Below are 24,783 nucleotides of genomic sequence, written 5' to 3'. Positions count from 1 at the left end.
CTTCGGCTCACCCGCGCGGATGATGCTCGCGATGCAGCTTGTGCAGCCGCTCGCGCGCCACGTGTGTGTAGATCTGCGTGGTCGAGATGTCCGAGTGGCCGAGCAGCAACTGCACGACGCGCAGGTCCGCGCCGTGATTGAGCAGATGCGTCGCGAACGCATGACGCAGCGTGTGCGGCGACAGCGGCGCATGCACGCCGCCGTTCAGCGCGTGGCGCTTGATGATGTTCCAGAACTGCTGGCGCGTCATGCCCTCGCCGCGCGCCGTCACGAACAGCGCGTCCGCCGCGCGCGCGCCGAGCAGCGCCGGACGCGCTTCTCGGAGGTAGCGTTCGAGCCAGTCGTGCGCCGTCTCGCCGAACGGAATGAGGCGCTCCTTCGAGCCCTTGCCCATCACGCGCACGACGCCTTCGTTCAGACCGAGCTCGACCGTCTTCAGCGTGACGAGTTCGGTCACGCGCAGCCCGCTCGCGTACATCAGTTCGAGCATCGTGCGATCGCGCAGTCCGAGCGGTGTCTCGATGTCCGGCGCGCCGAGCAGCGCCTCGACTTGCGCCTCGTTGAGCGTCGAAGGAAAGCGCGGCGGCTGCTTCGCCGAACGCAGCTTGAGCGTCGGATCGGCGGCAGTGCGATGCTCGCGCATAGCCCACGCGTAATAGCGGCGAAACACGGACAAGCGACGGTTCGCGGAGGTCGCCTTGTCGCCGCGGCGCGCGGCCATGTAACCGTTCATGTCGGCTTCGACGGCGAAATCGAGCGATGCGCCGCGTGTCTTGCCGAGCCATTCGGCGAAGAGCTTCAGGTCGCGTCTATATGCTTCGAGCGAGTTCTTGGCGAGCCCGTGTTCGAGCCACAGCGCGTCGCAAAAGAGATCGATCGAGTCATGGCTCGCGGCGAGCCCGGGCGTTGGAATTTCTTCAGTCGTTGCGCTCGTCATGCGATCGATACACCTTCGTGCGCCAGCAGCCAGCGCTTCACGTTGCGATAAAAACCTTCGCCGGGATGATGCGCGAATCCGCCGATTCCACCCGACGCCACTACCCGGTGGCACGGTATCACGATCGGCAGCGGATTGGAGCCGCACGCCTGCCCGACCGCTCGCGGCACGCTGCCGATTTCTCGCGCAAGTTGTCCGTAGGTCCAGACGCTGCCCGGCGCGATGCTGCTGATGCCCTGCCACACGCGCCGCTGAAACGCCGTGCCGCCAATCGCGAGCGGCAGGTCGAAGCGCGTCGAAGGCGTTTGAAAATACGCGCGGATTTGCGCGGCGGCTGCCATCGCGAGCGGAGATTCAGGCGCGATGCTTCTGATATCGCCGGGGAGATAGACGATCTCGCGCACGCTCGACTCGTCGGCGCGAATGCCGACCTTGCCGAACGGCGCGTCGATGACGGCATCGAATGGCTTCATGCCCGGCTGCGTTCGCGAAGCGCCGGCCGCGCGGCCAGCGGGTGCGTCAAACGGCAGGTTCTTCATGCGTGTCTCCTTGCTTGAGCGCCCAGAGCACATGCTCGCGCACCAGCGCCGACGGATCGTCCGCGCGCGCTCGCAATGCTTCGACGATGGCATGGCGTTCGCCCGCATCGAGCGAAGCTGCGCGCAACGCATTGCCCATCGCGGTCGCGATGTTGCGCAGCCAGCGCTCGTGTCCGATGCGCCGGATCGCGCTGCCCTGCATGCGCGTGTCGAAATCGTCGGGGCTCCACGCGAACAACTCGACGAGCGTCGCGCGATCCAGCCCGTGCCGCACGTCGAAATCCGCGACCGGCGCGGCCTGCGCGAACTTGTTCCACGGACAGACGAGCTGACAATCGTCGCAGCCGTAGACGCGATTGCCGATCAGCGGACGCATGTCCTCGGGAATGGCGCCATGCAGCTCGATCGTCAGATACGAGATGCAGCGCCGCGCATCGACGCGATACGGCGCCACGATCGCCCCTGTCGGGCACGCGCCGATGCAGCGCGTGCACTGCCCGCAATGCGCGCCGTCGTGCTCGGAATCCGGATCGACGGGCAGCGGCACATCGACGAAAATCTCACCGAGGAAGAACAGCGAGCCGGCATCGCGATCGAGCAGCAAAGTATGTTTGCCCCGCCACCCGTTGCCCGCCTTCTGCGCGAGCGCAACTTCCAGCACCGGCGCGGAATCCGTGAACGCGCGATACCCGAACTGACCGATTTCGCCTTCGATGCGCTCTGCAAGTTGCTGCAGCCGGTTGCGCATGACCTTGTGATAGTCGCGGCCGCGCGCGTAAATGGAGACCATCGCCTGCGACGGCTTCGAAAGGCGCGACCATTCTATGGCGCGCCAGTCGTTCTTCTGACCGTCGGCTGTCACGACACTTTCATCGCCCTGTTTGGCCAGCGTTTGAGCCGGCAGATAAGCCATGCGCGCGGTGATGACCCGTCGCGTTCCGGCCACAAGCTCGGCCGGTCTCGCGCGTTTCATACCATGTTTGGCCATATAATCCATTTCGCCGTGATAGCCTGCTTCGAGCCAGTCAGCCAAGCCTTTCTCGGCATCTGTCAGGTCGATATCGCTGATACCGACCGCACCGAATCCCAACTCGCGCCCCCACGCCTTGATGCGTTGCGCGAGTTCAGCCAGCGCGGCCTCCTCGTCGTGAGTGAAGGCGCGAGACTCTGAGACGGACTCAGCGGCAGCGTCGCTGGACGCGGTCGTGATTTCAACGGAATGTTCCGGCAATCGGTTCATCACGACATTTTACGAGCAATGCCCGAAAGCCCCGCACGAACGACGCAAGACTCATCCGCCGCGCTTCTCGAACGCCGCTTCGACCTGCGCGACGAAGCGGCGACGCTCGCTTTCGGAGAACGCTTCGCGCGCGCCTTCGATGAAACGCGCAAGGCAACATCGTCTGAACGTTTTTCAGGCCTGCAAGTCCAGTTGATCGGAGATCTCGGCGCGGGCAAGACCACGCTGGTGCGCGCGACGCTGCGCGCGCTCGGCCATGTCGGCCGCGTGAAGAGCCCGACTTATACGCTCGTCGAGCCGTACTCGCTCGTCATCGAAAGCGGTCCGCTCGACGTTTATCACTTCGATCTCTATCGCTTCGCCGATCCGGCCGAATGGGCCGATGCCGGCTTTCGCGAATATTTCGACGCGGGCGCGTTGTGCCTCGTCGAGTGGCCGCAGCAGGCGGGCGGCCTGCTCGGCGTGCCGGACCTCGTGTTCCAACTGTCGTTGCCGAACGAAGCCGATTCGAATGAAGAAGGCCGCGTCCTGACCGCGCGGGCGTTTAGCGAAACAGGAAAGTCATGTCTCGAAAGATGTTGATCAAGCCGTTCCATTCGATCGAAGCGGGCGCCACCGCGCCGCACAACTGGCGTCGTCGCCAGGTGCTGCGCGCTGGCGCCTCGACGCTCGTGCTCGCGCTCGCCGCGCCGAAGCTAGCGCATGCCAGCAGCGTGCTCGGCGTGCGCGTGTGGCCCGCGCGCGATTACACGCGCGTCACGATCGAATCGGATCAGCCGCTGCAGAACGCCAACCAGTTGCTGCAGGGACCGGACCGGCTCGTCGTCGATCTCTCCGGCATCGATCTGGATCAGGCGTTGCGCGACCTCGTTTCGAAGATCGCGCCGAACGATCCACAGATCCAGTCGGTGCGCATCGGGCAATATCAGCCGCATGTCGTGCGCATGGTGTTCGACCTGAAGGGGTCGGTCAAGCCGCAGGTGTTCACGCTGGGTCCGATCGGCAGCTACAAGTACCGGCTCGTGTTCGACCTGTATCCGGCCGTCGCCCCCGATCCGCTGATGGAACTGCTCGCGCAGACCGAGCGCAAGCAGGAGGCGCTCGACCGCGCCAATCCGAATCCGACCGCTCCGCCGCCCGCCACGCTTTCGGGGCCGGCCACCGCTCAGAAACCGGGCACGCCGGATTCGACCGACGAGTTCTTCCAGAAGTACGCGCAGAACGACGCGCCCGCTGAAGCCGCGCCGACGCCCAAGCCCGCCGTCAAGCCGCGCGTGCCATCGACGCCGCCCGCGCCGCCCGTCATCGCGAAGAAAGATGACGACGACGATCAATATCAGTTTTCCGCGCCCAAGCAGAACGCCGGCACGACGCGCCTGCTCACCGTCGCAATCGATCCGGGCCATGGCGGAGAGGATCCCGGCGCGATCGGCGGCCAGGGCACTTACGAGAAGCACATCGCACTCGACATCGCGAAGAAGCTGCGCGCGAAGATCGACGCCCAGCCCAACATGCGCGCGATGATGACCCGCGACGCCGACTTCTTCGTGCCGCTCAACGTGCGCGTGCAGAAGGCGCAGCGCGTGTCCGCGGACCTGTTCGTGTCGATTCACGCGGACGCGTTTACTTCGCCCGATGCGCGCGGCTCGTCGGTGTTCGCGCTGTCGGAGCACGGCGCATCGAGCGCGGCGGCGCGCTGGATGGCGGCCAAGGAGAACGCATCGGATCAGGTCGGCGGCATCAACGTGAAGTCGCAGGACGCGAGCGTGAACCGCGCCCTCTTCGACATGTCGACCACGGCGCAGATCCGCGATTCGATGCGCTACGGCAGCTTCGTACTGAACGAGATCGGCAGTATCAACAAGCTGCACAAGGGCTCGGTCGAACAGGCCGGGTTCGCCGTGCTGAAAGCACCTGACATTCCGTCGATCCTGGTGGAGACGGCGTTCATCAGCAACCCGGACGAGGAAGCGCGCCTCAACGACGACGCCTATCGCGACAAGATGGCCAACGCAATCATGAAAGGCATCAAGCGCTACTTCGCGGCGAATCCGCCGCTCGCGAAGAGCCGCATGACCTGAGGCGCATGACGGCTTCGTTCAGCGCGTGGAAGGCAGCACGCGCCGGACGAGCCGTGCACCGAACACGTTCACCACGAGTCCCGCCATGACGAGCGCGGCGCCCGCCACCTGCGCCGCGTTCATCTCCTCGCCGAGCACGACCGCCGCCGACACGAGCCCGATTACCGGGACGAGCAGCGAAAACGGCGCGACGCTTCCCGCCGGATAGCGCGCCAGCAACTTTCCCCACAGGCTGTAACCGACGAGCGTCGCGACGAACGAGAGATAGAGGATCGCGAACACCGAGACGAGCGGGATGTTCGCGAGGCTCGCTTCGATGCGCGCCGGGCCTTCGAAAACCAGCGACAGCGCGAAGAACGGCAACGGCGGGATCAGGCTGCCCCAGACGACGAGCGAGAGCAGATCGACCTTGCCCATCGCCTTCGTGACGACGTTACCGAGCGCCCACATCGCGGAGGCGGCGAGCGTGAACAGGAAGCCGGTGACGGTCATCGCCTGGCCGCCACGCATGCCGATCAGCGCGAGCCCGCACGCCGCGATCAGCAGACCTGAGATGTTCGCCGGACGGATGCGTTCGCCCAGAAACATCGCCGCGAAAATCAGCGTGAAGAACGCCTGCGCCTGCAGCACGAGCGACGCGAGCCCGGCCGGCATGCCGACGTACATGCCGTAGAACAGCAGCGCGAACTGCCCGAGGGAAATGGTGAGGCCGTAGGCGAAGAGCCAGCGCAGCGGAACCTGCGGACGTTTGACGAAGAACGCCGGCAACGCGGCGAGCGCGAAGCGCAATGCGCCGAGCAGCATAGGCGGCACGCCATGCAGACCCAGCTTGATGACGACGAAATTCACGCCCCACGCGAAAATGACCACCGTTGCAATCAGCAAATCCTTTGGCGACATCGCCTTTCCCTCGTGTCATTGCGTTATTGGCGAGCCGTAAAGTGTAGCCGAGCGCGTCGCGGCGGGCTTGTCAAATACTGCAGGGCTTACGACGAGGGCAAGAAAGCGCTCGCGCCGTTCGGGCGGCGCGAGCGCTGGTTTGCGTGGTGGTGCGCAGGGATGAACGCTTACTTGCTTTGACCGCCTTCCGCGGCGCCGTTGTTGCCAGTCTCGGCGGCGGGCGTCTTCTTGCTCGCCGCATGTCCCGAATGCTTGTGCATCTTGTGCTTCTTGGCGGGCGCCGCGCTCGCCGCGTTGCCGGGGGCGGCGGTCATGGCGTCGTTGCCCATCGCCGCCGACGAATTGCCCGACGAGGTCTGCGCGAACGCGCCCGTCGCGGCGGTGGCGGCGAAAAGGCCCGTGGTGATGGCGATCATCAACTTGTTCTTGCTCATTCTCGAACTCCCTTGGTTACGTTGCAAAACGTTGCGCGAAGCCGCATTCACGCCGATCAAGCGCGGCGGCGCAAAAACGAGGGGCGCGGCGGCGCGCCTGCGCCACGTGGCATCGGCCGGTAGAATCGACGGCTCCACGGACGCCATTCCGGCGCCCGAACTGCCTTCGGAATCCGCCATGTCATCGACGATCCGCGATTTGCTCAAGCCACACCAGCACGACGTCGGCGGCCTCATGGTGCGGCGCGTGCTGCCCGCGCTCGCGGCGCGCACCGTCGGACCCTTCATTTTTTTCGACCACATCGGTCCCGCAACCCTCGTGCCCGGCAAGGGCCTCGACGTGCGCCCGCATCCGCATATCGGGCTCGCGACGGTCACCTATCTGTTCGAAGGCGCGATCATGCATCGCGACAGCCTCGGCTCGGTGCAGAAGATCACCCCCGGCGACGTCAACTGGATGACCGCCGGACGCGGCATCGTCCATTCGGAGCGCACGCCCGACGAAGAGCGCGCCGCCGGCCAGACGATGCACGGCATCCAGACCTGGGTCGCGCTGCCGGTGGCGAGCGAGGAAGTCGAGCCCGCGTTCGAACACCACGCGGCGGCCGCCCTGCCGCAGATCGAGCGCGATGGCGTGACGCTGCGCGTGATCGCGGGCAGCGCGTTCGGCGCGAAAGCCCCGACGCGGACGTTCTCGCCGACGCTCTACGTCGCGGCGCAGTTCGCCCCCGGCAGCGAGATCGTGCTCGATACGGAGCACGAGGAACGCGGTGTCTATCTCGTGAGCGGCGATCTGAGCATCGACGGCGAGCCGCTGCCTGCGGAGCAGATGGCCGTGCTCACGGCAGACGCTGACGTGAGATTGCAAAGCACGAACGGCGCGGTCGCGATGCTGCTCGGCGGCGCACCGCTCGACGGGCCGCGCTTCATCGAATGGAATTTCGTGTCGAGCGCGCGCGAGAAAATCGAGGCCGCCAAGACCGCGTGGACCGAGCAGCGCATGGGCCAGGTGCCTGGCGAAACCGAATTCATCCCGCTGCCGCCGGGGCGCCGCGAAACGCGCGCGCCCGACGCGTAAGCGCGCAGCGGCGCCTAGGCGCTTGAGAATCGCGTGGATCGTCCCAAACTGGTCGAGATAGACCGCAAGCATTAGGAGAAAACGCATGGATACGACCCTCGCCACCTTCGAGAACGACGTCATCAACGCGTCGATGCTCGCGCCCGTTCTGGTCGATTTCTGGGCCCCGTGGTGCGGCCCCTGCAAGACGCTCGGGCCAATGCTCGAAAGGCTCGAGGCCGAAGCGGGCGGCGCATGGAAGCTCGTGAAGGTGAATGTCGACGAGAATCAGGAACTCGCCGGACACTTTCAGGTGCGCAGCATTCCGCACGTGATCGCGTTCGCCGAGGGCCGCCCGGTCGATCAGTTCATCGGCGTGCTGCCGGAAGGCCAGTTGCGCGAGTTTCTCGACCGGCTCGTGCCCGCCGGCCCCGACGCCGAGCGCCGCGCCGCGCATAGCGCGTGGGCGGCCGGCGACCGCAAGCTGGCCATCGACACGATCAAGGCCGCGCTCGCGCTCGATCCCGGTTACGACGACGCGCGTCTGGACCTGATCGAATGGCTGATCGCGGAGCGCCGCATCGACGAAGCGAAGGACGAGGACAAGCTGCTGTCGCCGAAAACGACGCAAGGCATCGACGCGCGCTACAACGCGCTCAAGACCGAGCTCGACGCCGCCGACGCTGCAGCCGACCTGCCGCCCGCCGACGCGCTGATCGACGCGGTCAACGCGAAGCCCGACGATCTCGACGCGCGCTTCGCGCTGGCCAATCGGCTGATCGCGGGGCGCGACTATGCGGGCGCGCTGGAGCATCTGCTCGCGATCGTCGTGCGTGACCGCGCCTTCATGGACGATGTCGGCCGCAAGACCATGCTCTCGGTGTTCGACCTCGCGGCGAACCAGCCGGATCTCGTGTCGCAATGGCGGCGCAAGCTGAGCGCGGCGCTCAACTGATTGCCGCGTTTGAAATGCAAAACGGCCAGCTTTCATCGAGCTGGCCGTTTTTGCTTCCGGGGCGCTCGACTCAGGCCGCGCGCTTCGCCAGTTCGCGCAGCACGTGCGCCGCCGCCGCGAAGCCGAAGCTCGCCGTCACGCACACGCTCGATCCGAAGCCCGCGCAATTCAGCCCGACCGGTCCTGAATATCCCGCGCCCGTTTCGAGGTGCTCGGCGCCCTCGCTGATATCGCACGCCGGCGCTTCCGGATAGATCAGCGGCTCGTCCGAATACACCGCGCTCACCTTGAAGCGCGCCTTCGGCCCGCGCGGAAAGCCGTGCAGCTTGCGCAACTGGCCGCGCACTTTCGACAGCAGCGGGTCCTGAATCGTGAGCGCGAGATCGTCGATCCGGATGCGCGTCGGATCGAGTTGCCCGCCCGCGCCGCCCACGGTGATGAGCGCCTGCTTGCGCTCGACACACCACGCGATTAGCGCGGTCTTCGTACGCACGCTGTCGATCGCATCGATCACATAATCGAAACCGTCACCGAGCGTCTGTTCGAAGTTGCCGGGTTCGACGAAATCCTCGATCTGCCGCACATCGCAAGCCGGATCGATCAGTCTGATGCGCTCGGCCATGGCCGTGACTTTCGCCTTGCCATAGTTGCCGTCGAGCGCGTGAATCTGACGATTCGTATTGCTTTCGGCGACGTTATCGAGATCGATCAACGTGAGCTTGCCGACCGCGCTGCGCGCGAGCGCCTCCGCCACCCACGAGCCCACGCCGCCAATGCCGATGACCGCGACATGCGCCCGCTCGAACGCGGCGAGCGCAGGTGCGCCGTACAGGCGCGCGATGCCGCCGAAGCGTCGGTCGCGATCGGCGAGATCGTCTGCGGAGAGCGTGGCCGCGGTATCGGAGGAAGGGTTCATGTCGTGAGTGGATAAAGCCGGAGAAGTGACGTACGAAGCAGAAGCAAATAAAGTGCAACGCCCGTTGTGCCCCGTCAAGTAAGGCTTACAAGCGGCTGTCGATTCTAAAAACTTGAGTCGTCAATCATGCAAAATGCGGGCGAATCTCGTATTCTGCCTTATCGAAACCCTCGACGTGATAGCCGCCCTTGCTGCATCCGGTGTGCGCACATCGCGTTCGGGGTAATCAGGGCAAGATCGTTTCACCTTGGCTATACTGACGCGACTGTAGCGCTTGCATAAAAATGACAACTCTCGCAGACCTTCGCAAAAATTATTCGCGCGATTCACTCGATACCGCCGACGTCGATCCGAACCCGGTGCGTCAATTCCAGACCTGGTTCGCTCAAGCGCTCGATGCGAAGTTGCCCGAACCGAATGCCATGACCCTCGCGACCGTCGACGCGCAAGGGCGTCCGTCCGCGCGGATCGTGCTCATCAAGGGCGTCGATGAGCGCGGATTTGTTTTCTTTACCAATTACGAAAGCCGCAAGGGCCGCGAACTCGCCACGAATTCCGCGGCGAGTCTGCTGTTCCACTGGATCGAGCTCGAGCGCCAGGTGCGCGTCGAGGGCCGCGTCGAAAAGACGAGCGCCGAGGAAAGCGATACGTACTACGAATCGCGTCCGCTCGGCTCGCGCATCGGCGCGTGGGCATCCGACCAGAGTCAGCCGCTCGAAAGCCGCGAGGCGCTGGAAGCGCGCGAGCGCGAGATGATCGCGAAGTACGGCGACGCGCCGCCGCGCCCGCCGCACTGGGGCGGTTATCGCGTCGTGCCGGAGACCATCGAGTTCTGGCAGGGGCGCCCGTCGCGGCTGCACGATCGCATCGTCTATTCGCGCGACAGCGCGGGCGATCCGTGGCGCATCGCGCGGCTCGCGCCGTAGCGGGAGCGACGAGAGCGGCAGGCAGCACGAACATGGAGGCGCGAGCCTTCCCTTGATTTCATCTAGCGCGGAGAAACAAGCATGTTCTGGGAGAAGAAGCTGACGCAGTGGGTTGAGGAAGTGCGCGACCGGGCCGACCTGCCCGCGCGGCTGGTGCTGTGGGACGGCCAGCAGCACGATTTCGGCCAGTTCGCCGCCCCTCAGGTGACGCTGCACGTGAAGAGCGCGACCGCGCTGCCCTACCTGCTCGAACCGAGTCTCGACAATCTCGGCGAAGCCTATGTGAAGGGCAAGATCGACATCGAGGGCAAGCTCTCGGACATCATCAACATCAGCTATTCGCTCGCGAAGAATACAGTGACGAGCGCGGGCAAGCTCGCCCGTGTGCGACGCTACTTCAATCACTCGAAGACGTCGGACAAGAAGGCCATTCAGTATCACTACGATGTGTCGAACGAGTTCTACGAGCTCTGGCTCGACAAGAACATGGTGTACTCCTGCGCGTACTTCGAGAACGGCGACGAAGACATCGACACCGCGCAGCTCAAGAAGATCGACCACATCCTCACGAAGATTCAGGTGCAGCCGGGGCATCGTCTCCTTGATATCGGCTGCGGCTGGGGCGCGCTCGTGATTCGCGCGGCGCAGAAGTTCGGCGCGCAGTGCGTTGGCGTCACGCTCTCCGAGAACCAGTTCAAGCTCGCGACCGAGCGCGTGAAGGCGGCGGGTCTCGAAGGCAAGGTCGAAATCCGCCTGCAGGACTATCGCGATATTCCCGGACAGTTCGACCGCATCACGAGTGTCGGCATGTTCGAGCATGTCGGACGCAAGAATCTGCCGGGATACTTCGCAAGGATCCACGATCTGCTCGTCGATGACGGCATCGCGATGAATCACGGCATCACGTCTTCCGACGCCGACAGCGGCGAGACGTCGCTCGGTGGCGGCGAGTTCATCGACAAGTATGTGTTCCCCGATGGCGAGCTGCCGCATATCAGCCTCGCGCTCGAATGCATGCAGCGCGGCGGGCTTGAGGCGGTCGACGTCGAAAGCCTGCGCCGGCATTACGCGCATACGCTCGATGTCTGGGCCAACCGGTTCGAGGAGAATGCGGAGGCCGCGAGGAAGCTCGTCGACGATGAGCACTTCCGCATCTGGCGCGTGTATCTCGCGGGCTGCGCATATGCGTTCGAGAACGACGATGTGTCGATCTATCAGGTGATCTGCCGCAAGGCGGGGCGTAGCGCGAAGACGCTGCCGTGGTCGCGGCGGTATATCTACGAGAAGGCGCTCTGAGCCGCGATCTCACGCATCTCGAAACGGGCGAGCCTGAAGAAGAGCAATTCGATCTCTTCGGCGAGCCCGCGCCTGTTGCTGCTGCCGAAAAGCCGGCCACGCAAGCGAAGCCGCCAAAGCAAGCGAAGCAACCCAAACCACGCGGTATCCTCCCCGCGCCTTTTCAACCCGAATTCGAAGCGCTGGCGAGCCGCTTGCCGGACGTGATCCATCTCGGAACATCGACATGGTCGTTTCCCGGCTGGCGCGGCATCGTCTACGGCGACGAATACTCGAACGCGAAACTCTCCCGCGACGGCCTCACCGCCTACGGCGCGCATCCGTTGCTGAAGAGCGTGTCGATCGACCGCTCGTTCTACGCGCCGCTGTCGCTCGCTGAATATGCGCGCTACGCCTCGCAGGTGCCGGAGCATTTTCGCTTCATCGTGAAGGCACCCGCTTCCGTCACCGATGCCTTCATCCGCGGCGAGCGGGGCACGCCCGACGCGGACAACCCGGCGTTCCTGAACGCGCAAATCGCCATCGACGACTTCGTGACGCCGTGCATCGGCGGACTCGGCGCGAAAGCGGGCGCGCTCGTGTTCCAGTTCTCGCCGCTGCCCGATGCAATGATCGTCGAGCCGGCGCGCTTCATCGACCGGCTGTCGGAATTTCTCAAGGCGCTGCCGTCGCTCGAAGGCGACGCGTGCTATGCCGTCGAAATCCGCGACGCGGTGATGCTCACGCCGCGCTTCATTCGCGCACTGCGCGAGGCGAACGCGCGCTATTGCATCGGCGTGCACGCGCGCATGCCGGACGTGCGCCGTCAGGCGAAAGCACTCGCGGTGCTGGATGAAGAAGGAAAAGGCCCGCTCGTCGTGCGCTGGAGCCTGCACAGCGGCTTTCGCTACGAACAGGCGAAGGCGAAGTACGAGCCGTTCGACAAGATCGTCGATGAAGATCGCGACACGCGCGAGGCGCTAGCCGAACTGGCCGCGGGTTACGCGATCGCGGGCCAGCCGGTGGTGATCGCGGCGAACAACAAGGCGGAAGGCTCCGCGCCGCTCACCTGCTTCGAGCTCGCACGCGGCATCGCGGAGGAAATAGAGCGCGCGCGAAACGCCTAGAACGATTCAGAAGCGCATCACGCTTTCAGCCGATGTGCGAACTTCTTGCGAAACTTCGCGACCTTCGGACCGACCACCGCCGCGCAATAACCCTGATTCGGATGCTGCGCGAAGTAGTTCTGGTGATAAGCCTCAGCCGGATAGTAGTCGCCGTCGAGCGGCACCACTTGCGTCACGATCTTGCCGCCGAAGACATCTTCGCGCTGCAGTTCGTCGATCACGTCGAGCGCAATCTTGCGCTGCTCGTCCGAATGCGTGAACACGGCCGACCGGTACTGCGTGCCGACATCGTTGCCCTGACGATTGAGCTGCGTCGGATCGTGCGTCGCGAAGAAAATCTCGAGCACCTCGCGATATCCGATCACGGACGGATCGAACACCACCTTCACCACTTCCGCGTGGCCGGTATCGCCTTCGCAAACCTGCTCGTAAGACGGATTCACCACCTTGCCGCCCGCATAGCCCGATTCGACCGACTCCACGCCCTGCACCGAGAGAAACACGGCTTCGGTGCACCAGAAACATCCGCCGCCGAGCGTCGCGGTTTCGGTCTTCGCCTGCCCGTTCTGCTGGTCGAGTAAGGTCATAAGGTGCCACTCCTCAATAGTGCATGCGGCCACGCCGCGGATCATGCATATGGATGCGCACAGCCGCTTCTTCAACCTGAAGCCGGGTTACGCGCACGCGATGAATCGAGCTTAACGGGTTTGACGAAGCCGCGCAGGGAACCCCGGGCGGCAGAAAACTTGCTGCCGGCGTACGGTCAATCGGCGGCCATCGACAGCCGATTCCGCTAGAATCGAAACAAATCCGCAGCTTTTACATGACTTTTGAAAAGTTCCTTCCGACTGAAGCGCGACGCGCGGCCGGCTCGGTAGCACACGACACACTCGACCGCCCATTTGCCCGCTCATCTGCCAAATGAAACGCGCCAAATCCCCGAATTTCGATCCGACCGCGTTTCGCGCCGCGCTCGGCCAGTTTGCGACCGGCGTCACGGTCATCACGACCCGCACGGATTCCGGTCAGCTGATCGGCATTACCGCGAGCTCGTTCAACTCGGTGTCGCTGAATCCGCCGCTCGTGCTGTGGAGTCTCGCGACCAAATCGGCGTCGATGCCGGTGTTCCGCGCCAATAGCCACTACGTGGTAAACGTGCTCGCGGCCTCGCAGCTCGAACTGTGCCGACGCTTCGCGACGGTAAAGGGCGACCGGTTCGCAGGCGTCTCGCACGCGGCCGGCGACACCGGCATGCCCGTGCTCGACGGCGCGCTCGCGTGGTTCGAATGCCACAACCGCAGCCGCTACGACGAAGGCGATCACGTGATCTTCGTCGGCGAAGTGGAACGTTGCGGCGTGCGTGAAGACGCGGCGGAAGTCTCGCCGCTCGTCTTTCAGGCGGGCGGTTTCCACACGCTGGGATCGCTCGAATAAGCCGTCAGGGCGTATGCGCGCGCCCCGGCTGCTCGATCAGCGCGACCGGCACGCCCGCGTCGTCCTTCATCGTCTGAAGCACGATGTTCGAGCGGATGTCGATCACGCCGGGCGCCTTGTAGAGCTTCGACAGAATGAAGTCGGAGTAATGCTTGAGGTTGTGCGCGAGCACCCGAAGCACGTAATGCGTGTCGCCGGTGACTACGAACGCGCCGACCACTTCCGGCCATTCGCGCACGGCGGCGGCGAACTTCTCGTGCCAGTTTTCCTGATCATTGCGCATGGAGACGTGAACGAACGCCTCCAGTTCGATGCCGAGCCGTTCGCGGTCGAGGCACGCGCGATAGCTCGCGATCACCCCTTCCTCCTCCAGCAGACGCATTCGGCGCAAGCACGCCGACGGCGAGAGCGAGATGCGCTCCGCCAGGTCCAGGTTACTGATCCGTCCATCTTCCTGCAGTACCGCCAGAATTCGGCAATCCGTTGCATCGAGCGTGAAGCCGGTCATTTTTGAGTCCCCTGAGCCCGTTTCATCGAATTATGTTCTAAGCGCGACACTTTTGGGTGGTTATTTCGCAAGCACTTTTCGAGATGACACGACTATGATTTGACGCATCTCCACGCTTTCTGCTAGGGCGCGTCATGACGCTTCTGGACATTTCCCCGCCGATCGATACCGCCACGCCCGTCTGGCCGGGCGACACGCCGGTCGGCATCGAGCGCGTGTGGCGCATGGAGGCGGGGTCGCCCGTCAACGTCGCGCGTCTCACGCTCTCGCCGCACACCGGCGCTCATGCCGATGCGCCGCTTCACTACGACGAACACGGCAAGCCGATCGGCGCGGTCGCGCTCGAAACGTACATCGGTACGTGCCGCGTCGTGCATTGCATCGGCGCCGCGCCGCTCGTGATGCCCGAGCACGTAGCCGCCCATCTCGCCGATGTCCCGGCGCGCGTTCTGCTTCGTACTTACACGCATGCGCCGCTCGACGCCTGGGACGCCAGTTTCACGGCGGTCGCGCCCGAAACCATCGACTTGCTGGCCGAAAAAGGCGTGAAGCTGATCGGCATCGACACGCCGTCGCTCGATCCGCAGGAATCGAAAACCATGGACGCGCACAAGCGCATCCGCGCGCACGGCATGGCGATTCTCGAAGGCCTCGTGCTCGACGCCGTCGCGCCGGGCGATTACGAACTGATCGCCCTGCCGCTCAAATTCTCGACGCTCGATGCGAGCCCGGTTCGCGCCGTCCTGCGTCCGCTCTCTTGATGATCCTCAAATATAGGGACTTTTCGATGAAAAATCGTGACGAAACCGCGGCACTCGACCGCGACGATCCGCTCGGCGCGCTGCGCGAGCAATTCGCGTTGGCCCGCGAGGTGATCTATCTCGACGGCAATTCCCTCGGCGTGCCGCCCAAAGCCGCCGCCGCGCGCGCCGCCGACGTGATCGCCGCCGAATGGGGCGATGGTCTGATCCGCAGCTGGAACACGGCCGGCTGGTTCGCGCTGCCCAAGCGGCTCGGCAACAAGCTCGCCTCCCTGATCGGAGCGCACGAGGACGAGGTCGTCGTCACGGACACGATCTCGGCGAATCTCTTCAAGATCCTCTCGGCTGCGCTGAAGCTCGCGAACGAGCGCGATCCGAAACGTCGCGTGATCGTCTCCGAACGTTCGAACTTTCCGACCGATCTATATATTGCGCAGGGCTTGATCGAGCAACTGGATCGCGGATACGAACTGCGTCTCGTCGATGACCCTTCCGAGCTGCCGAAGGCCATCGACGAAAACACCGCCATCGCGATGATCACGCACGTCAATTACCGCACCGGATACATGCACGACATGGCCGCGCTCACCGAGACGATTCATCGCGCGGGCGCGCTCGCCGTGTGGGATCTGGCGCATTCGGCAGGCGCGGTGCCGGTCGATCTGAACGGCGTCGGCGCGGATTACGCGGTTGGTTGCACCTACAAGTATCTGAACGGCGGCCCCGGCTCGCCCGCGTTCGTGTGGGTCGCGAAGCGTCATCAGAGCGCGTTCTCGCAGCCGCTTTCCGGCTGGTGGGGACATAAAAAGCCGTTCGAGATGAACCCGGTGTATCGGCCGGACGACGGCATCGGCCGATTTCTTTGCGGCACGCAGCCGATCGTGTCGATGTCGCTGGTCGAATGCGGACTCGACGTGTTCCTGCAAACCGACATGCAGGCGCTCAGAAAGAAGTCGCTCGCGCTGAGCGATCTGTTCATCAGGCTGGTCGAGGAACGTTGCGGCGAATTTCCGCTGTCGCTCGCGACGCCGCGCGAGCACGCGCGACGCGGCTCGCAGGCGAGCTTCGAGCATCCGAACGGCTATGAAGTGATGCAGGCGCTGATCGCGCGCGGCGTGATCGGCGATTATCGCGAGCCGCGCATTCTGCGCTTCGGCTTCACCCCGCTCTACACGCGCTTCGTCGATGTGTGGGACGCCGTCGAAGTCCTGCGCGACGTGCTCGCCACCGAAAGCTGGCGCGCGCCCGAATTCGCCGAGCGCGCATCGGTGACCTGAGAGGAGCGTCGACATGAGCAATACGCAAGGCTGTCCGTTCGGTCACGGCGCCACGGAAACCGCAACGGAAAAAGGCTGGCACGACGCCAAGCTCGATTTCTCCGATTCAATGAGCTACGGCGATTACCTGGGCCTCGAGTCGATCCTGAACGCGCAGCATCCGCTTTCGCCGGATCACAACGAGATGCTGTTCATCGTGCAGCATCAGACGAGCGAGCTATGGATGAAGCTCGCGCTGTACGAACTGCGCGCAGCGCTCGCGGCTGTGCATCGCGATGAACTGCCGCCCGCGTTCAAGATGCTCGCGCGCGTGTCGCGGATTTTCGAGCAACTCGTGCAGGCTTGGAACGTCCTCGCGACGATGACGCCCTCCGAATACACCGCGATGCGCCCGTATCTCGGGCAGTCGTCGGGGTTTCAGTCGCATCAGTATCGGCAGATCGAGTTCATGCTGGGCAACAAGAATGCGCAGATGTTGAAACCGCATGAGCATCGGCCGGAGATTCTCGCGCAGGTGCGCGAGACGCTGGAAGCGCCCTCCTTCTACGACGAAGTGATCCGCCTGCTCGCGCGACGCGGCTTCGCGATCAATCCCGAGCGGCTGAACCGCGACTGGACGCAGCCGACGACGCACGATCCGTCGGTGGAGGCAGCGTGGCTCGCGGTGTATCGCGATCCGTCGCATCACTGGGATCTTTACGAGATGGCGGAAGAGCTCGTCGATCTGGAAGACGCGTTCCGGCAATGGCGCTTCCGTCATGTGACGACGGTGGAGCGCATCATCGGCTTCAAGGGCGGCACGGGCGGCACGGCGGGCGCTTCGTATCTGCGCAAGATGCTCGATGTCGTGCTGTTTCCGGAACTGTGGCATGTCCGGACGGTGCTTTGAGCTTGACGCGCTTCTACGCGAGACGCGCGGCCAGCGCCCTCAGTTTCGGACCGATCGTCTCGCGGAAATACGCCTCGTCCATCGACGACGCGGGCCCGCTGCTCGACAGCACGAGCCAGCGTCCATTGCGCAGATCGCGGAACGGCGCGGCGATGGCGTTGACGTCGTCGTGCCATTCGCGAAACGAGTAGCAGCAGCCGTCGCGCGTGAAATCGTCGACGGCGCGGCGCGCGGCGTCGACCTTTTCCGCGCCTTCGCTTCGGCCCAGTTCATCCAGGAGCGCTTCGCGCGCCGCCGTGTCCTGCACGGCGAGATAGGCGCGGCCCATCGAACTCGTCAGCATCGACAGCCGCGAACCGGGTGCAAGGCCGAGCGTCAGCGCCGTCTCGCTGCGGATGGTTTCCAGATAGATCATGTCGAGCCCGTCGCGGCAGCCGAGCGACACCGCCGCGCCGATCTCGCGCGCGAGTTCGCGCATGTGCGGGCGCGCGAGCTCCAGCGTGTCCGCACCCGCGAGCAGCGTGAAACCGAGCGAGAGCACGCCGGTATCGAGCGCATATTTGCCGGCGGGTTCATCGAAACGCAGATAGCCGAGCGTCGTCAGCGTGTAGGCGAGCCGGTTGACCGTGGCCTTCGCCAGGCCCGTGCGCTCGACGAAATCGCGATTGCCGAGCAGCGTCTCGCCCGGACGGAACGCGCGCAACAGATCGAGCCCACGCGCGAGCGCGACGACGAACTTGCGCTCGTCGATGTCCTCGGACGATACGTGGCGCATTGAAATCGACGCTGAATTTCGTGTGGAATCGGCTGACATTGGGTGTTAGACTCGGATCTGATTTGCAAAACATTGTTTCGCCTAGCGGAACTCAAGTCAAGCGCTCCGTGCGCCCGGCCGGTCGTGTCGTGAAAGACCTGCGAGCAAGCCGCCCGGCATCCGGCGCTTTTCGATGTAATCAGGAGACTGCAACATGGCCGACGCCGCCCGCTTCAATTGGGAAGACCCGCTTCTGCTGGACCAGCAACTGACCGAAGACGAACGCATGGTGCGGGACGCCGCGCGCGCCTACGCGCAGGACAAGCTGCAGCCGCGCGTGATGCAGGCGTTCCGCGAGGAAAAGACCGATCCGGCGATCTTCCGCGAGATGGGCGAGCTGGGCCTGCTCGGACCGACCATTCCGGAGCAGTACGGTGGCCCCGGCCTCAACTACGTGTGCTACGGCCTGATCGCGCGCGAAGTCGAGCGCGTGGATTCGGGTTATCGCTCGATGATGTCGGTGCAGTCGTCGCTCGTCATGGTGCCGATCAACACCTTCGGCAGCGACGCCCAGAAGGAAAAGTACCTGCCGAAGCTCGCGCGCGGCGAGTGGATCGGCTGCTTCGGCCTGACCGAGCCCAACGCCGGCTCCGATCCGGCCAGCATGACGACGCGCGCGAAGAAAGTGCAGAACGGCTTTTCGCTGTCCGGCACGAAGATGTGGATCTCGAACTCGCCTATCGCGGACGTGTTCGTCGTCTGGGCGAAGCTTGAGGAAGACGGCCGCGACGAGATTCGCGGTTTCATTCTCGAAAAAGGCTGGAAGGGGCTGTCCGCGCCCGCGATTCACGGCAAGGTCGGGCTGCGCGCATCGATCACCGGCGAAATCGTGATGGACGAAGTGTTCGTCCCCGAAGAAAACATCCTGCCGAACGTACGCGGCCTGAAGGGTCCGTTCACGTGCCTGAATTCGGCGCGCTACGGCATTTCCTGGGGCGCGCTCGGCGCGGCGGAAGCGTGCTGGCACACAGCGCGGCAATACACGCTGGATCGCAAGCAGTTCGGCCGTCCGCTCGCCGCGAACCAACTGATTCAGAAAAAGCTCGCCGATATGCAGACCGAAATCACGCTCGGCCTGCAGGGCGTGCTGCGCCTCGGACGCATGAAGGACGAGGGCACGGCGGCAGTGGAAATCACCTCGATCATGAAGCGCAACTCGTGCGGCAAGGCGCTCGACATCGCACGTCTCGCGCGCGACATGCTCGGCGGTAACGGCATCTCCGATGAATTCGGCGTGGCGCGTCATCTCGTGAACCTCGAAGTGGTGAACACGTACGAAGGCACGCACGATATTCACGCGCTCATTCTCGGCCGTGCGCAAACGGGCATTCAGGCGTTTTTCTAAGAGCTCCGTTCAAACAATGAAGGGCCGGCACTCGCCGGCCTTTTTTGTTTAATGGGCGCTTGAAGCGCGAATGAATGCCGTTTCGCGCGAATTTTCCTGTCGTGCTTCTTGTAACTTTCGATAAACCGCCTGAAACTTTTACGGGTCAGATCGTATCAATCCCAAACGGTGTCGATGCACATGACGAGGCGGCCGGCTATTTCCTGCGGATTCGCGCGACTGGAACAGAATCTGCGTCAGTCCGCGCTGCAGGACATAAGCCTCCTCGTCAGCGATCCCATCTTTGGTTACGATTCGCGTAGCCTCACCGATTGGAGCCTTTAATGTCTGAAATCAACAAGGAGCGATTCATGTCGGATATCAAATCAGTACTCGCTGACGCCGAAGATCTCTTGAAGCAAGCGGCTAGCGCCACCGGTGAACGCGCTTCCGAACTGCGCGAGAGCGCGCTCACGCGCCTCAAGCAGGCGAAGGAAAAGGCCGCCGACGCGCAGGTCGTCGTCATCGAGCGGGGCAAGAAGGCCGCGCGCGCCACCGACGACTACGTGCACGAGCATCCGTGGGCGTCGATCGGCATCGCGGCGGGCATCGGCATGGTCATCGGCCTGTTGATCAACCGCAAATAAGCAACCGTCCTTACACCAATGGCCCGCTGATTGCTAATTCGGTCGCTGTCGCGGTCCAAATCGGACTGAACCGCGAGCGCTCTGCCCGGGCGCGCGGCTCGACACTCGCACCGGCCGGCTGCTGCACCGCCGACCGGAACCATACATAAAAAGCGGCAACATCGCGCTTCTCGCATTCAAGCCATGACGACAGAACGGCCCCCGCAGCAATCGTCCCCCGGACCATTGCGACGAATCCTGAGCTCCGCCTTCGCCATCTTCGAGACGCGCCTTGAACTCATCGGCATCGAGCTTCAGGAGGAGAAGGAGCGGCTCATCGGCGTGCTATTCCTGGGACTCGCCGCCATGATGCTCGCGATGATGGCGCTCATCTCACTCACCGTGCTGATCGCCATTTTCTTCTGGGATACGTATCGGTGGCAGGCGCTCGGCGGCATCACCGCCCTGTACGCGCTGATCGCGATCGTATGCGGCCTGAAGGCGCGCAACAATCTGCGCGACGCACCGAACATGTTCGACGACACGCTCGCCGAGTTCCGCAAGGACCGCGATACGTTCCGCTGAAAACCGCGCCCACATCCAGCCATGAGCCAACACGACAACACCTTCAAGACGCCGAGGCGTGACAAGATGCAGAAGCTGCGCACGCCGCAAATGCGCGCGCTGCGCAAGGAACTGCTGATTGCGCGCGCGGACGTCGAGCGCATGGAACTGCGCCAGGCCACGTACGATCTGCGCGCGTCCGTCACGCACTTCAGTTTTCTGCGTTTCCTGATGCCGGGCGGCGGCTCGCGCCGCTGGGGCAGAGGGCGCGCGTCTTCGGGCGGCATCGGCGGCGTGCTGGGTTCGCTGCTCGGCTCGGGCAGCATCGGCGTGCTCTTGAAGCAATATCCGATCATCGGCTCGCTCGCTTCGCTGATCCTCACGAAGCCGGTAAGGACCAAGGTGCTGCACGGCGCGAAACCCTTGCTCAAGTGGGGCGGTCTCGCGCTCGCCGGCTGGGAAGGCTGGCGCATCTATCAGCAAATGAAGTCGACGACGACCGAAACGTCCAATAACGCCGTCGATCCGACGGTGTTCTGAAACATCGGCATCAACCCTTGCCGGCCCAGCACGCGGCGGACTGCGCCCTATCTAGTGGTGCGCTCGCGCCGGGCGCATGGTTCGAGCGCAACCCGGTCGCATCCATGACGAACGCGCCGCAAGCGTCGTCCTGCATCGGGCCGGACACGACCGGCGTGACTTCGATCGCGTAGCCGCCGTTGGTCGCCGACTCGGAAAGCACGGCAACGCGGTACACCGCTGCGCCATGGGCCGGAGCCTGGTCGAAGCCGGCATTCAGCGCGATGGCGTCGCCGCTTTCGAAGGTCTGCGCAAGACGCGCCGTTTCGACAAACTGGACCGCGCGCAGCGCCGCCGCTGCGGCGTCGAGCCGATGCGCCTTCGCTATGTGCGCGCGCCAGCCCGGAATCGCGAACGCCGCGATGATCGCCGCGACGCCCAACGCGATCATCAACTCCAGCAAGCTGAATGCGCTTTCTCTTTTGCGCTCTCTCATGTCGCTTCCTCAAAACGGCCGCGCGACGACGCGCCGCCAGTGTTGCGTGCTCGCGCCCTCGGCGACATCGATTCGAAGCTGAAGCCATGCTTCTGAACCCGGCGTCGCGCCGAAGCCGCGCGCAGTGACGAGGAAGGAGGTGCTCGCCCACGATTCGATCAGACACTGCGGCGCGCGTCGCGCGTACGGCCAGGCTGCGAACGGCGCGATGGCGGCGGCGCCCGGTCCTTCGAACGATGCCTTGAGGCGCCAGCGCGAAGGTTCCTCGTTCAGCGACGAGCTCATTGACGGCAGCGCGAGAGAAAGCATTCGGCTGCAGCGCATGAGCGCACTGTCCGCCGCGTGGAACGCCTGCACGCGCTCGCGCGTGGCGAGCGTCGCGCGCGTGGCCACAAGCGATGTATGCAGCCACGCGCTCGCGGTGACAAGCATCATCGCGGCGAGAATCAGGACGATCGGCAACGTGGCGCCGCGCGATGACGAAGGTCGCTTCATTGCGCGTCTCCTTTCGTGGTCGCCGGCGCATTCCGGATCGCGACGCGTCGCCAGAAGGCTTGACGGGCGTGGCCGTCGTCGGCGTAAGCTGACGAGCCGTTGCAATCGACATAGCGGGTTCGTCGCTTCGCCTGCGCCGTGAAGCCGCGCACGAGCACGCAGATTTCCGCCGCGTGGACATCCGCCCAGCGTTCGCGCGCCAGCGCCGACGCATCCAGCGCCGACGGCGAGCCCGCCAGCCGGTACTGCGCACGAATCCGTTCGATCCCTTCCACGAGCGGCTGCGCCTGCCTGCCGCCGCCCTCGCAATACAACTCCGGCTCGCCTGTGGACGCGCTGGTTTTCGCGTAAAAGCGATTCGTGACGATCGCGTCGGTGGCCGCCTGACCGAGACAGTCGGTCGGCGCGCCGCTGGAAGACGGCCATGTGGAGACGGCATCGACGGCGTAGCGCACTTGCACGCCGTCCGAACGGCTCGCCAGCGCTTCGCAAGATGCATATGTATCCACACCGACGACGCGCCCTTGCGCGCAACCGAAGATGGCCGCCTCGACGCGTGCGCCCGGATCATGGCCGGACGCAAACCCGGCCATCTGAATCTGCTGGCCGATCAGGTCCAGCGCGACCGACGCCGAGTCGTGCATCCGCGCGGCATCCGCGGCGCGTTCGAACGCCGCGCGTTGCGCCCGATACAGCGACAGCGACGCAACCACGATCAACATGCCCAGCGCGAGCGCGATCGTCATCTCCAGCAACGTGTGACCGCGCGAGGTGAATGAACGTCGGCTCATCGCGCGAACGCCACCGCGATGCAGGACGTGAGCGGCCTGGCCTGCGGCTCGGGACACGGCTCGGACCGGTCTTCGGCACGCCAGCTCACGGCGGCGACGCGCACGCCGTCCGCGCGATCGAACACCGCGACTTCGCCCGCGGGCAGCGTGAGCGCCGCCCTCGACTGCCACAAGGACACGATCGCTCCGCGGTCCGCGTCGCTGCGCACGCCTTCCGCGACCGAATCCGCAATGAACGTCGCGCGCTCCCGCAACAACGCAATGCGCTCGTGGCGCGCGAGCGTGCTCTGCACCGCGACGACGCCGAGCGCGCTCACCGCCGCGAGCGACAGCGCAACCATCACGTCCAGCAAGGAATTTCCACGTTGCGTACGCTTCATGCCGATGCTCCGCAACTGCCCGGTGAAATGCGCGCACGCCCGCCCGCCGCGATCCGGACGCAGCGGCGCGCTGCCGGATTCGCCGCGGCATCCGCGCCACGCGGTGCGAAATCGAAGCTGCGGAATCCGCCGATCACCTGGCCCGAAGGCGGCGTGAACGAGAGATCCGTCGACGCCCCCGCGATGGCGATCGACGTCATCTCCGGCTGCATGCGCAGGAGCGTCGCCACGCCGTCGCGATCGACGAACAGGCCCCATCCGCACGACCAGTCGGTGATGCCGTCGCCGCAGTTGCGTCCCGCGGCGAGGCAGTGGCTCGATGCGTCGATCCGGCACAGCGTGACGCGCGCACCGCGCCGCACGGCTTCGGCGCGCGCGAGCGACAGCGTGGCGAGCAGCGAGCGCGCCCGCGCGTCGACCCGATCGCGGGTCTGCCACGCGAAAAACGATGGCGCCGCGAACGTCGCGAGAATCGCCATTACAGCGAGCACCACGCACAGTTCGACGAGCGTGAAACCTTGTCTTGAAGCGCGGATCATCGGCATGCCTTATCGATCGAGTTGAGCGGAAAGGCCCAATCTAGCGAGAAGAAATGCGCGCCGCCATTAGCCGAATGGCCGAGTGTTCACACCGTCCGATGCCCGGCACACTGCGGGAGCGAACGGAAAGACCGGAGGTCGGGAGGGAATGATGCGGAAAAAGTCAGCGCTTGCGCGAAGTCGATTTCTTCGGCGCGGCACGCCGGAATTCTTCGAGCACGTCTTCGAATTCGGAGACGTCCTCGAAACGCTTGTAGACCGATGCGAAACGCACGTAGGCAATGGTGTCGAGCTGACGCAGCTCGTTCATCACGAGCTCGCCCAGACGCTCGCTCTGCACTTCGCGCTCGCCGCTGCCGAGCAATTGATATTCGATGCGGGACGCCGCGGCATCGATCGCATCGGCGGCGACCGGCCGCTTTCGCAGCGCAAGCTGCATGCTCGCAACGATCTTGCGGCGGTCGAACTCGGTGCGGCTGCCGTCTTTCTTGACGACCGAAGGCAGCGCGAGCTCGACGCGCTCGTAGGTGGTGAAACGCTTGTCGCAGGAAGGACAGCGCCGCCGCCGCCGGATGGCCGCGCCATCCTCCGACACGCGAGAATCCACGACCTGGGTGTCTTCGTGTCGGCAGAATGGGCAGCGCATCGGCGTTCGGCTCGCGACTTAACGGTAGACCGGGAAGCGCTTGGTCAGGTCGGCCACTTGCGCGCGCACGCGCTCGAGGTTCGCCTGATCCTCCGGATTGTCGAGCACGTCGGCGATCAGATTGCCGACGATCTCCGCTTCCTTCGTGCCGAAGCCGCGCGTGGTCATTGCGGGCGAACCGAGACGCACGCCGCTCGTGACGAACGGCTTTTCCGGATCGTTCGGGATCGCGTTCTTGTTGACCGTGATATGCGCCGCGCCGAGCGCCGCTTCCGCCGCTTTGCCGGTGATCTTCTTGGCGCGCAGATCGACGAGCATCACGTGGCTTTCCGT

The 24,783-nt window shown here is 64.5% G+C and carries 30 protein-coding genes and 1 pseudogene; 15 read left to right on the top strand and 16 right to left on the bottom strand.

What is annotated here, in order from left to right; translation table 11 throughout:
* Positions 1–7: 7 nt before the first annotated feature.
* From xerD to queG, 3 genes are read right to left on the bottom strand one after another with little or no spacing between them, the layout of a single operon-like run.
* Positions 8–937 carry a site-specific tyrosine recombinase XerD gene (gene xerD / locus AWB79_RS18705; RefSeq protein WP_061168930.1) on the bottom strand — a complete coding sequence of 310 codons (930 nt, stop codon included), beginning with the start codon at positions 935–937 and terminating at the stop codon, positions 8–10.
* The gene (locus tag AWB79_RS18700) at positions 934–1,410 is read right to left on the bottom strand and encodes a methylated-DNA--[protein]-cysteine S-methyltransferase (protein ID WP_061169075.1); all 477 of its coding nucleotides are present in this window, start codon (positions 1,408–1,410) and stop codon (positions 934–936) included. The genes xerD and AWB79_RS18700 overlap by 4 nt, the downstream gene beginning before the upstream one ends.
* Positions 1,411–1,456: 46 nt before the next feature.
* Positions 1,457–2,716, bottom strand: a complete 1,260-nt coding sequence (gene queG / locus AWB79_RS18695; protein WP_061168929.1) for a tRNA epoxyqueuosine(34) reductase QueG — start codon at positions 2,714–2,716, stop codon at positions 1,457–1,459.
* Between the two features lie 18 nt (positions 2,717–2,734).
* Here queG and tsaE point away from each other — a divergent pair, with 18 nt between their 5' ends.
* On the top strand, positions 2,735–3,298 hold the full coding sequence (gene tsaE, locus AWB79_RS18690) for a tRNA (adenosine(37)-N6)-threonylcarbamoyltransferase complex ATPase subunit type 1 TsaE (RefSeq protein ID WP_061168928.1): 564 nt from the start codon (positions 2,735–2,737) through the stop codon (positions 3,296–3,298).
* On the top strand, positions 3,280–4,797 hold the full coding sequence (locus AWB79_RS18685; RefSeq protein WP_061168927.1) for an N-acetylmuramoyl-L-alanine amidase: 1,518 nt from the start codon (positions 3,280–3,282) through the stop codon (positions 4,795–4,797). Before tsaE ends, AWB79_RS18685 begins: the two co-directional genes overlap by 19 nt.
* 18 nt (positions 4,798–4,815) lie before the next feature.
* Here the strand turns inward: AWB79_RS18685 and AWB79_RS18680 are convergent, their stop codons facing one another.
* Both AWB79_RS18680 and AWB79_RS18675 read right to left on the bottom strand, forming a co-directional pair.
* Positions 4,816–5,697, bottom strand: coding sequence for an EamA family transporter (locus AWB79_RS18680; protein ID WP_061168926.1), 882 nt, complete (start codon positions 5,695–5,697; stop codon positions 4,816–4,818).
* A 167-nt stretch (positions 5,698–5,864) separates the two neighbouring features.
* Complete coding sequence (locus AWB79_RS18675) at positions 5,865–6,131, bottom strand: hypothetical protein (RefSeq protein ID WP_061168925.1); 267 nt, start codon at positions 6,129–6,131, stop codon at positions 5,865–5,867.
* A gap of 178 nt (positions 6,132–6,309) precedes the next feature.
* On the opposite strand from AWB79_RS18675, the gene AWB79_RS18670 reads away from it, so the two are divergent.
* On the top strand, positions 6,310–7,209 hold the full coding sequence (locus AWB79_RS18670; RefSeq protein WP_061169074.1) for a pirin family protein: 900 nt from the start codon (positions 6,310–6,312) through the stop codon (positions 7,207–7,209).
* A gap of 85 nt (positions 7,210–7,294) precedes the next feature.
* Positions 7,295–8,143, top strand: a complete 849-nt coding sequence (gene trxA / locus AWB79_RS18665) for a thioredoxin (protein ID WP_061168924.1) — start codon at positions 7,295–7,297, stop codon at positions 8,141–8,143.
* Between the two features lie 70 nt (positions 8,144–8,213).
* On the opposite strand, the gene AWB79_RS18660 is transcribed toward trxA, so the two are convergent.
* Entirely contained in the window at positions 8,214–9,059 is an 846-nt protein-coding gene (locus AWB79_RS18660; protein WP_061168923.1) for a tRNA threonylcarbamoyladenosine dehydratase, read from the bottom strand.
* A 284-nt stretch (positions 9,060–9,343) separates the two neighbouring features.
* Here AWB79_RS18660 and pdxH point away from each other — a divergent pair, with 284 nt between their 5' ends.
* From pdxH to AWB79_RS18645, 3 genes are all read left to right on the top strand, one after another.
* The gene (gene pdxH, locus AWB79_RS18655) at positions 9,344–9,985 is read left to right on the top strand and encodes a pyridoxamine 5'-phosphate oxidase (protein WP_061168922.1); all 642 of its coding nucleotides are present in this window, start codon (positions 9,344–9,346) and stop codon (positions 9,983–9,985) included.
* A gap of 81 nt (positions 9,986–10,066) precedes the next feature.
* Positions 10,067–11,281 carry a class I SAM-dependent methyltransferase gene (locus tag AWB79_RS18650; RefSeq protein WP_061168921.1) on the top strand — a complete coding sequence of 405 codons (1,215 nt, stop codon included), beginning with the start codon at positions 10,067–10,069 and terminating at the stop codon, positions 11,279–11,281.
* A complete protein-coding gene (locus tag AWB79_RS18645) occupies positions 11,278–12,387 on the top strand; it encodes a DUF72 domain-containing protein (RefSeq protein WP_061169073.1) in 1,110 nt (369 codons plus the stop codon). The genes AWB79_RS18650 and AWB79_RS18645 overlap by 4 nt, the downstream gene beginning before the upstream one ends.
* Positions 12,388–12,404: 17 nt before the next feature.
* On the opposite strand, the gene msrA is transcribed toward AWB79_RS18645, so the two are convergent.
* On the bottom strand, positions 12,405–12,974 hold the full coding sequence (msrA, locus tag AWB79_RS18640; RefSeq protein ID WP_061168920.1) for a peptide-methionine (S)-S-oxide reductase MsrA: 570 nt from the start codon (positions 12,972–12,974) through the stop codon (positions 12,405–12,407).
* 334 nt (positions 12,975–13,308) lie between these two features.
* Between msrA and AWB79_RS18635 the strand changes: the two genes are divergently transcribed.
* Complete coding sequence (locus AWB79_RS18635; protein WP_061168919.1) at positions 13,309–13,821, top strand: flavin reductase family protein; 513 nt, start codon at positions 13,309–13,311, stop codon at positions 13,819–13,821.
* Between the two features lie 4 nt (positions 13,822–13,825).
* Here AWB79_RS18635 and AWB79_RS18630 read toward each other — a convergent pair whose 3' ends face one another.
* On the bottom strand, positions 13,826–14,329 hold the full coding sequence (locus tag AWB79_RS18630) for an Lrp/AsnC family transcriptional regulator (protein ID WP_061119413.1): 504 nt from the start codon (positions 14,327–14,329) through the stop codon (positions 13,826–13,828).
* Between the two features lie 134 nt (positions 14,330–14,463).
* Between AWB79_RS18630 and kynB the strand changes: the two genes are divergently transcribed.
* Genes kynB through kynA form a run of 3 tightly spaced genes read left to right on the top strand, consistent with a single transcriptional unit; the run spans position 14,464 to position 17,256 of the window.
* Positions 14,464–15,090 carry an arylformamidase gene (kynB, locus tag AWB79_RS18625; protein WP_061168918.1) on the top strand — a complete coding sequence of 209 codons (627 nt, stop codon included), beginning with the start codon at positions 14,464–14,466 and terminating at the stop codon, positions 15,088–15,090.
* Positions 15,091–15,116: 26 nt separating this feature from the next.
* Positions 15,117–16,367: a kynureninase gene (kynU, locus tag AWB79_RS18620; RefSeq protein WP_061169072.1), complete on the top strand. Its 1,251-nt coding sequence runs from the start codon at positions 15,117–15,119 to the stop codon at positions 16,365–16,367.
* Between the two features lie 13 nt (positions 16,368–16,380).
* Complete coding sequence (kynA, locus tag AWB79_RS18615) at positions 16,381–17,256, top strand: tryptophan 2,3-dioxygenase (RefSeq protein ID WP_061168917.1); 876 nt, start codon at positions 16,381–16,383, stop codon at positions 17,254–17,256.
* Between the two features lie 13 nt (positions 17,257–17,269).
* Here kynA and AWB79_RS18610 read toward each other — a convergent pair whose 3' ends face one another.
* Complete coding sequence (locus tag AWB79_RS18610; RefSeq protein ID WP_374728553.1) at positions 17,270–18,031, bottom strand: IclR family transcriptional regulator; 762 nt, start codon at positions 18,029–18,031, stop codon at positions 17,270–17,272.
* A 193-nt stretch (positions 18,032–18,224) separates the two neighbouring features.
* Between AWB79_RS18610 and AWB79_RS18605 the strand changes: the two genes are divergently transcribed.
* The 4 genes from AWB79_RS18605 (at position 18,225) to AWB79_RS18590 (ending at position 21,124) form a co-directional block, all read left to right on the top strand.
* A complete protein-coding gene (locus tag AWB79_RS18605; protein WP_061168915.1) occupies positions 18,225–19,415 on the top strand; it encodes an acyl-CoA dehydrogenase in 1,191 nt (396 codons plus the stop codon).
* Between the two features lie 323 nt (positions 19,416–19,738).
* A complete protein-coding gene (locus tag AWB79_RS18600) occupies positions 19,739–20,041 on the top strand; it encodes an ElaB/YgaM/YqjD family protein (RefSeq protein WP_061168914.1) in 303 nt (100 codons plus the stop codon).
* Positions 20,042–20,224: 183 nt separating this feature from the next.
* A complete protein-coding gene (locus AWB79_RS18595; protein ID WP_061168913.1) occupies positions 20,225–20,605 on the top strand; it encodes a phage holin family protein in 381 nt (126 codons plus the stop codon).
* Between the two features lie 21 nt (positions 20,606–20,626).
* Positions 20,627–21,124, top strand: a complete 498-nt coding sequence (locus AWB79_RS18590) for a DUF3318 domain-containing protein (RefSeq protein ID WP_061168912.1) — start codon at positions 20,627–20,629, stop codon at positions 21,122–21,124.
* 10 nt (positions 21,125–21,134) lie between these two features.
* On the opposite strand, the gene AWB79_RS18585 is transcribed toward AWB79_RS18590, so the two are convergent.
* The 7 genes and pseudogenes from AWB79_RS18585 to glyA form a co-directional block, all read right to left on the bottom strand.
* A complete protein-coding gene (locus AWB79_RS18585; protein ID WP_061168911.1) occupies positions 21,135–21,599 on the bottom strand; it encodes a type IV pilin protein in 465 nt (154 codons plus the stop codon).
* 9 nt (positions 21,600–21,608) lie between these two features.
* A complete protein-coding gene (locus AWB79_RS18580; RefSeq protein ID WP_061168910.1) occupies positions 21,609–22,094 on the bottom strand; it encodes a pilus assembly PilX family protein in 486 nt (161 codons plus the stop codon).
* Positions 22,091–22,885, bottom strand: a complete 795-nt coding sequence (locus AWB79_RS18575) for a PilW family protein (protein ID WP_061168909.1) — start codon at positions 22,883–22,885, stop codon at positions 22,091–22,093. Before AWB79_RS18575 ends, AWB79_RS18580 begins: the two co-directional genes overlap by 4 nt.
* Complete coding sequence (locus tag AWB79_RS18570; RefSeq protein ID WP_061168908.1) at positions 22,882–23,265, bottom strand: type IV pilus modification PilV family protein; 384 nt, start codon at positions 23,263–23,265, stop codon at positions 22,882–22,884. Before AWB79_RS18570 ends, AWB79_RS18575 begins: the two co-directional genes overlap by 4 nt.
* Positions 23,262–23,810 (bottom strand): GspH/FimT family pseudopilin, encoded by a 549-nt coding sequence (locus AWB79_RS18565; protein WP_061168907.1) that lies wholly within the window; start codon positions 23,808–23,810, stop codon positions 23,262–23,264. Before AWB79_RS18565 ends, AWB79_RS18570 begins: the two co-directional genes overlap by 4 nt.
* A 157-nt stretch (positions 23,811–23,967) precedes the next feature.
* Positions 23,968–24,450 (bottom strand): transcriptional regulator NrdR, encoded by a 483-nt coding sequence (gene nrdR / locus AWB79_RS18560; protein ID WP_061168906.1) that lies wholly within the window; start codon positions 24,448–24,450, stop codon positions 23,968–23,970.
* A gap of 18 nt (positions 24,451–24,468) precedes the next feature.
* Positions 24,469–24,783 (bottom strand): annotated as a pseudogene (glyA, locus tag AWB79_RS18555) (serine hydroxymethyltransferase); the annotation flags it as partial.

Source organism: Caballeronia hypogeia (assembly GCF_001544875.2).
Taxonomy (GTDB): domain Bacteria; phylum Pseudomonadota; class Gammaproteobacteria; order Burkholderiales; family Burkholderiaceae; genus Caballeronia; species Caballeronia hypogeia.
The sequence above is the reverse complement of the archived record's forward strand: the minus strand, read 5'-3'. Positions and strand labels throughout refer to the sequence as shown.

Bases quoted from the DNA above. Each gene is read 5' to 3' on its own strand.
- AWB79_RS18630 (WP_061119413.1), bottom strand. From the start codon at position 14,329: ATGACCGGCTTCACGCTCGATGCAACGGATTGCCGAATTCTGGCGGTA.
- AWB79_RS18670 (WP_061169074.1), top strand. From the start codon at position 6,310: ATGTCATCGACGATCCGCGATTTGCTCAAGCCACACCAGCACGACGTC.
- AWB79_RS18595 (WP_061168913.1), top strand. From the start codon at position 20,225: ATGACGACAGAACGGCCCCCGCAGCAATCGTCCCCCGGACCATTGCGA.
- AWB79_RS18600 (WP_061168914.1), top strand. From the start codon at position 19,739: ATGTCTGAAATCAACAAGGAGCGATTCATGTCGGATATCAAATCAGTA.
- AWB79_RS18585 (WP_061168911.1), bottom strand. From the start codon at position 21,599: ATGAGAGAGCGCAAAAGAGAAAGCGCATTCAGCTTGCTGGAGTTGATG.
- nrdR (WP_061168906.1), bottom strand. From the start codon at position 24,450: ATGCGCTGCCCATTCTGCCGACACGAAGACACCCAGGTCGTGGATTCT.
- pdxH (WP_061168922.1), top strand. From the start codon at position 9,344: ATGACAACTCTCGCAGACCTTCGCAAAAATTATTCGCGCGATTCACTC.
- AWB79_RS18610 (WP_374728553.1), bottom strand. From the start codon at position 18,031: ATGCGCCACGTATCGTCCGAGGACATCGACGAGCGCAAGTTCGTCGTC.
- trxA (WP_061168924.1), top strand. From the start codon at position 7,295: ATGGATACGACCCTCGCCACCTTCGAGAACGACGTCATCAACGCGTCG.
- AWB79_RS18680 (WP_061168926.1), bottom strand. From the start codon at position 5,697: ATGTCGCCAAAGGATTTGCTGATTGCAACGGTGGTCATTTTCGCGTGG.
- AWB79_RS18575 (WP_061168909.1), bottom strand. From the start codon at position 22,885: ATGAGCCGACGTTCATTCACCTCGCGCGGTCACACGTTGCTGGAGATG.
- AWB79_RS18580 (WP_061168910.1), bottom strand. From the start codon at position 22,094: ATGAAGCGACCTTCGTCATCGCGCGGCGCCACGTTGCCGATCGTCCTG.
- AWB79_RS18675 (WP_061168925.1), bottom strand. From the start codon at position 6,131: ATGAGCAAGAACAAGTTGATGATCGCCATCACCACGGGCCTTTTCGCC.
- AWB79_RS18590 (WP_061168912.1), top strand. From the start codon at position 20,627: ATGAGCCAACACGACAACACCTTCAAGACGCCGAGGCGTGACAAGATG.
- AWB79_RS18660 (WP_061168923.1), bottom strand. From the start codon at position 9,059: ATGAACCCTTCCTCCGATACCGCGGCCACGCTCTCCGCAGACGATCTC.
- AWB79_RS18650 (WP_061168921.1), top strand. From the start codon at position 10,067: ATGTTCTGGGAGAAGAAGCTGACGCAGTGGGTTGAGGAAGTGCGCGAC.
- AWB79_RS18700 (WP_061169075.1), bottom strand. From the start codon at position 1,410: ATGAAGCCATTCGATGCCGTCATCGACGCGCCGTTCGGCAAGGTCGGC.
- AWB79_RS18635 (WP_061168919.1), top strand. From the start codon at position 13,309: ATGAAACGCGCCAAATCCCCGAATTTCGATCCGACCGCGTTTCGCGCC.
- kynA (WP_061168917.1), top strand. From the start codon at position 16,381: ATGAGCAATACGCAAGGCTGTCCGTTCGGTCACGGCGCCACGGAAACC.
- AWB79_RS18570 (WP_061168908.1), bottom strand. From the start codon at position 23,265: ATGAAGCGTACGCAACGTGGAAATTCCTTGCTGGACGTGATGGTTGCG.
- AWB79_RS18565 (WP_061168907.1), bottom strand. From the start codon at position 23,810: ATGCCGATGATCCGCGCTTCAAGACAAGGTTTCACGCTCGTCGAACTG.
- msrA (WP_061168920.1), bottom strand. From the start codon at position 12,974: ATGACCTTACTCGACCAGCAGAACGGGCAGGCGAAGACCGAAACCGCG.
- tsaE (WP_061168928.1), top strand. From the start codon at position 2,735: ATGCCCGAAAGCCCCGCACGAACGACGCAAGACTCATCCGCCGCGCTT.
- kynU (WP_061169072.1), top strand. From the start codon at position 15,117: ATGAAAAATCGTGACGAAACCGCGGCACTCGACCGCGACGATCCGCTC.
- xerD (WP_061168930.1), bottom strand. From the start codon at position 937: ATGACGAGCGCAACGACTGAAGAAATTCCAACGCCCGGGCTCGCCGCG.
- kynB (WP_061168918.1), top strand. From the start codon at position 14,464: ATGACGCTTCTGGACATTTCCCCGCCGATCGATACCGCCACGCCCGTC.
- queG (WP_061168929.1), bottom strand. From the start codon at position 2,716: ATGAACCGATTGCCGGAACATTCCGTTGAAATCACGACCGCGTCCAGC.
- AWB79_RS18605 (WP_061168915.1), top strand. From the start codon at position 18,225: ATGGCCGACGCCGCCCGCTTCAATTGGGAAGACCCGCTTCTGCTGGAC.
- AWB79_RS18685 (WP_061168927.1), top strand. From the start codon at position 3,280: ATGTCTCGAAAGATGTTGATCAAGCCGTTCCATTCGATCGAAGCGGGC.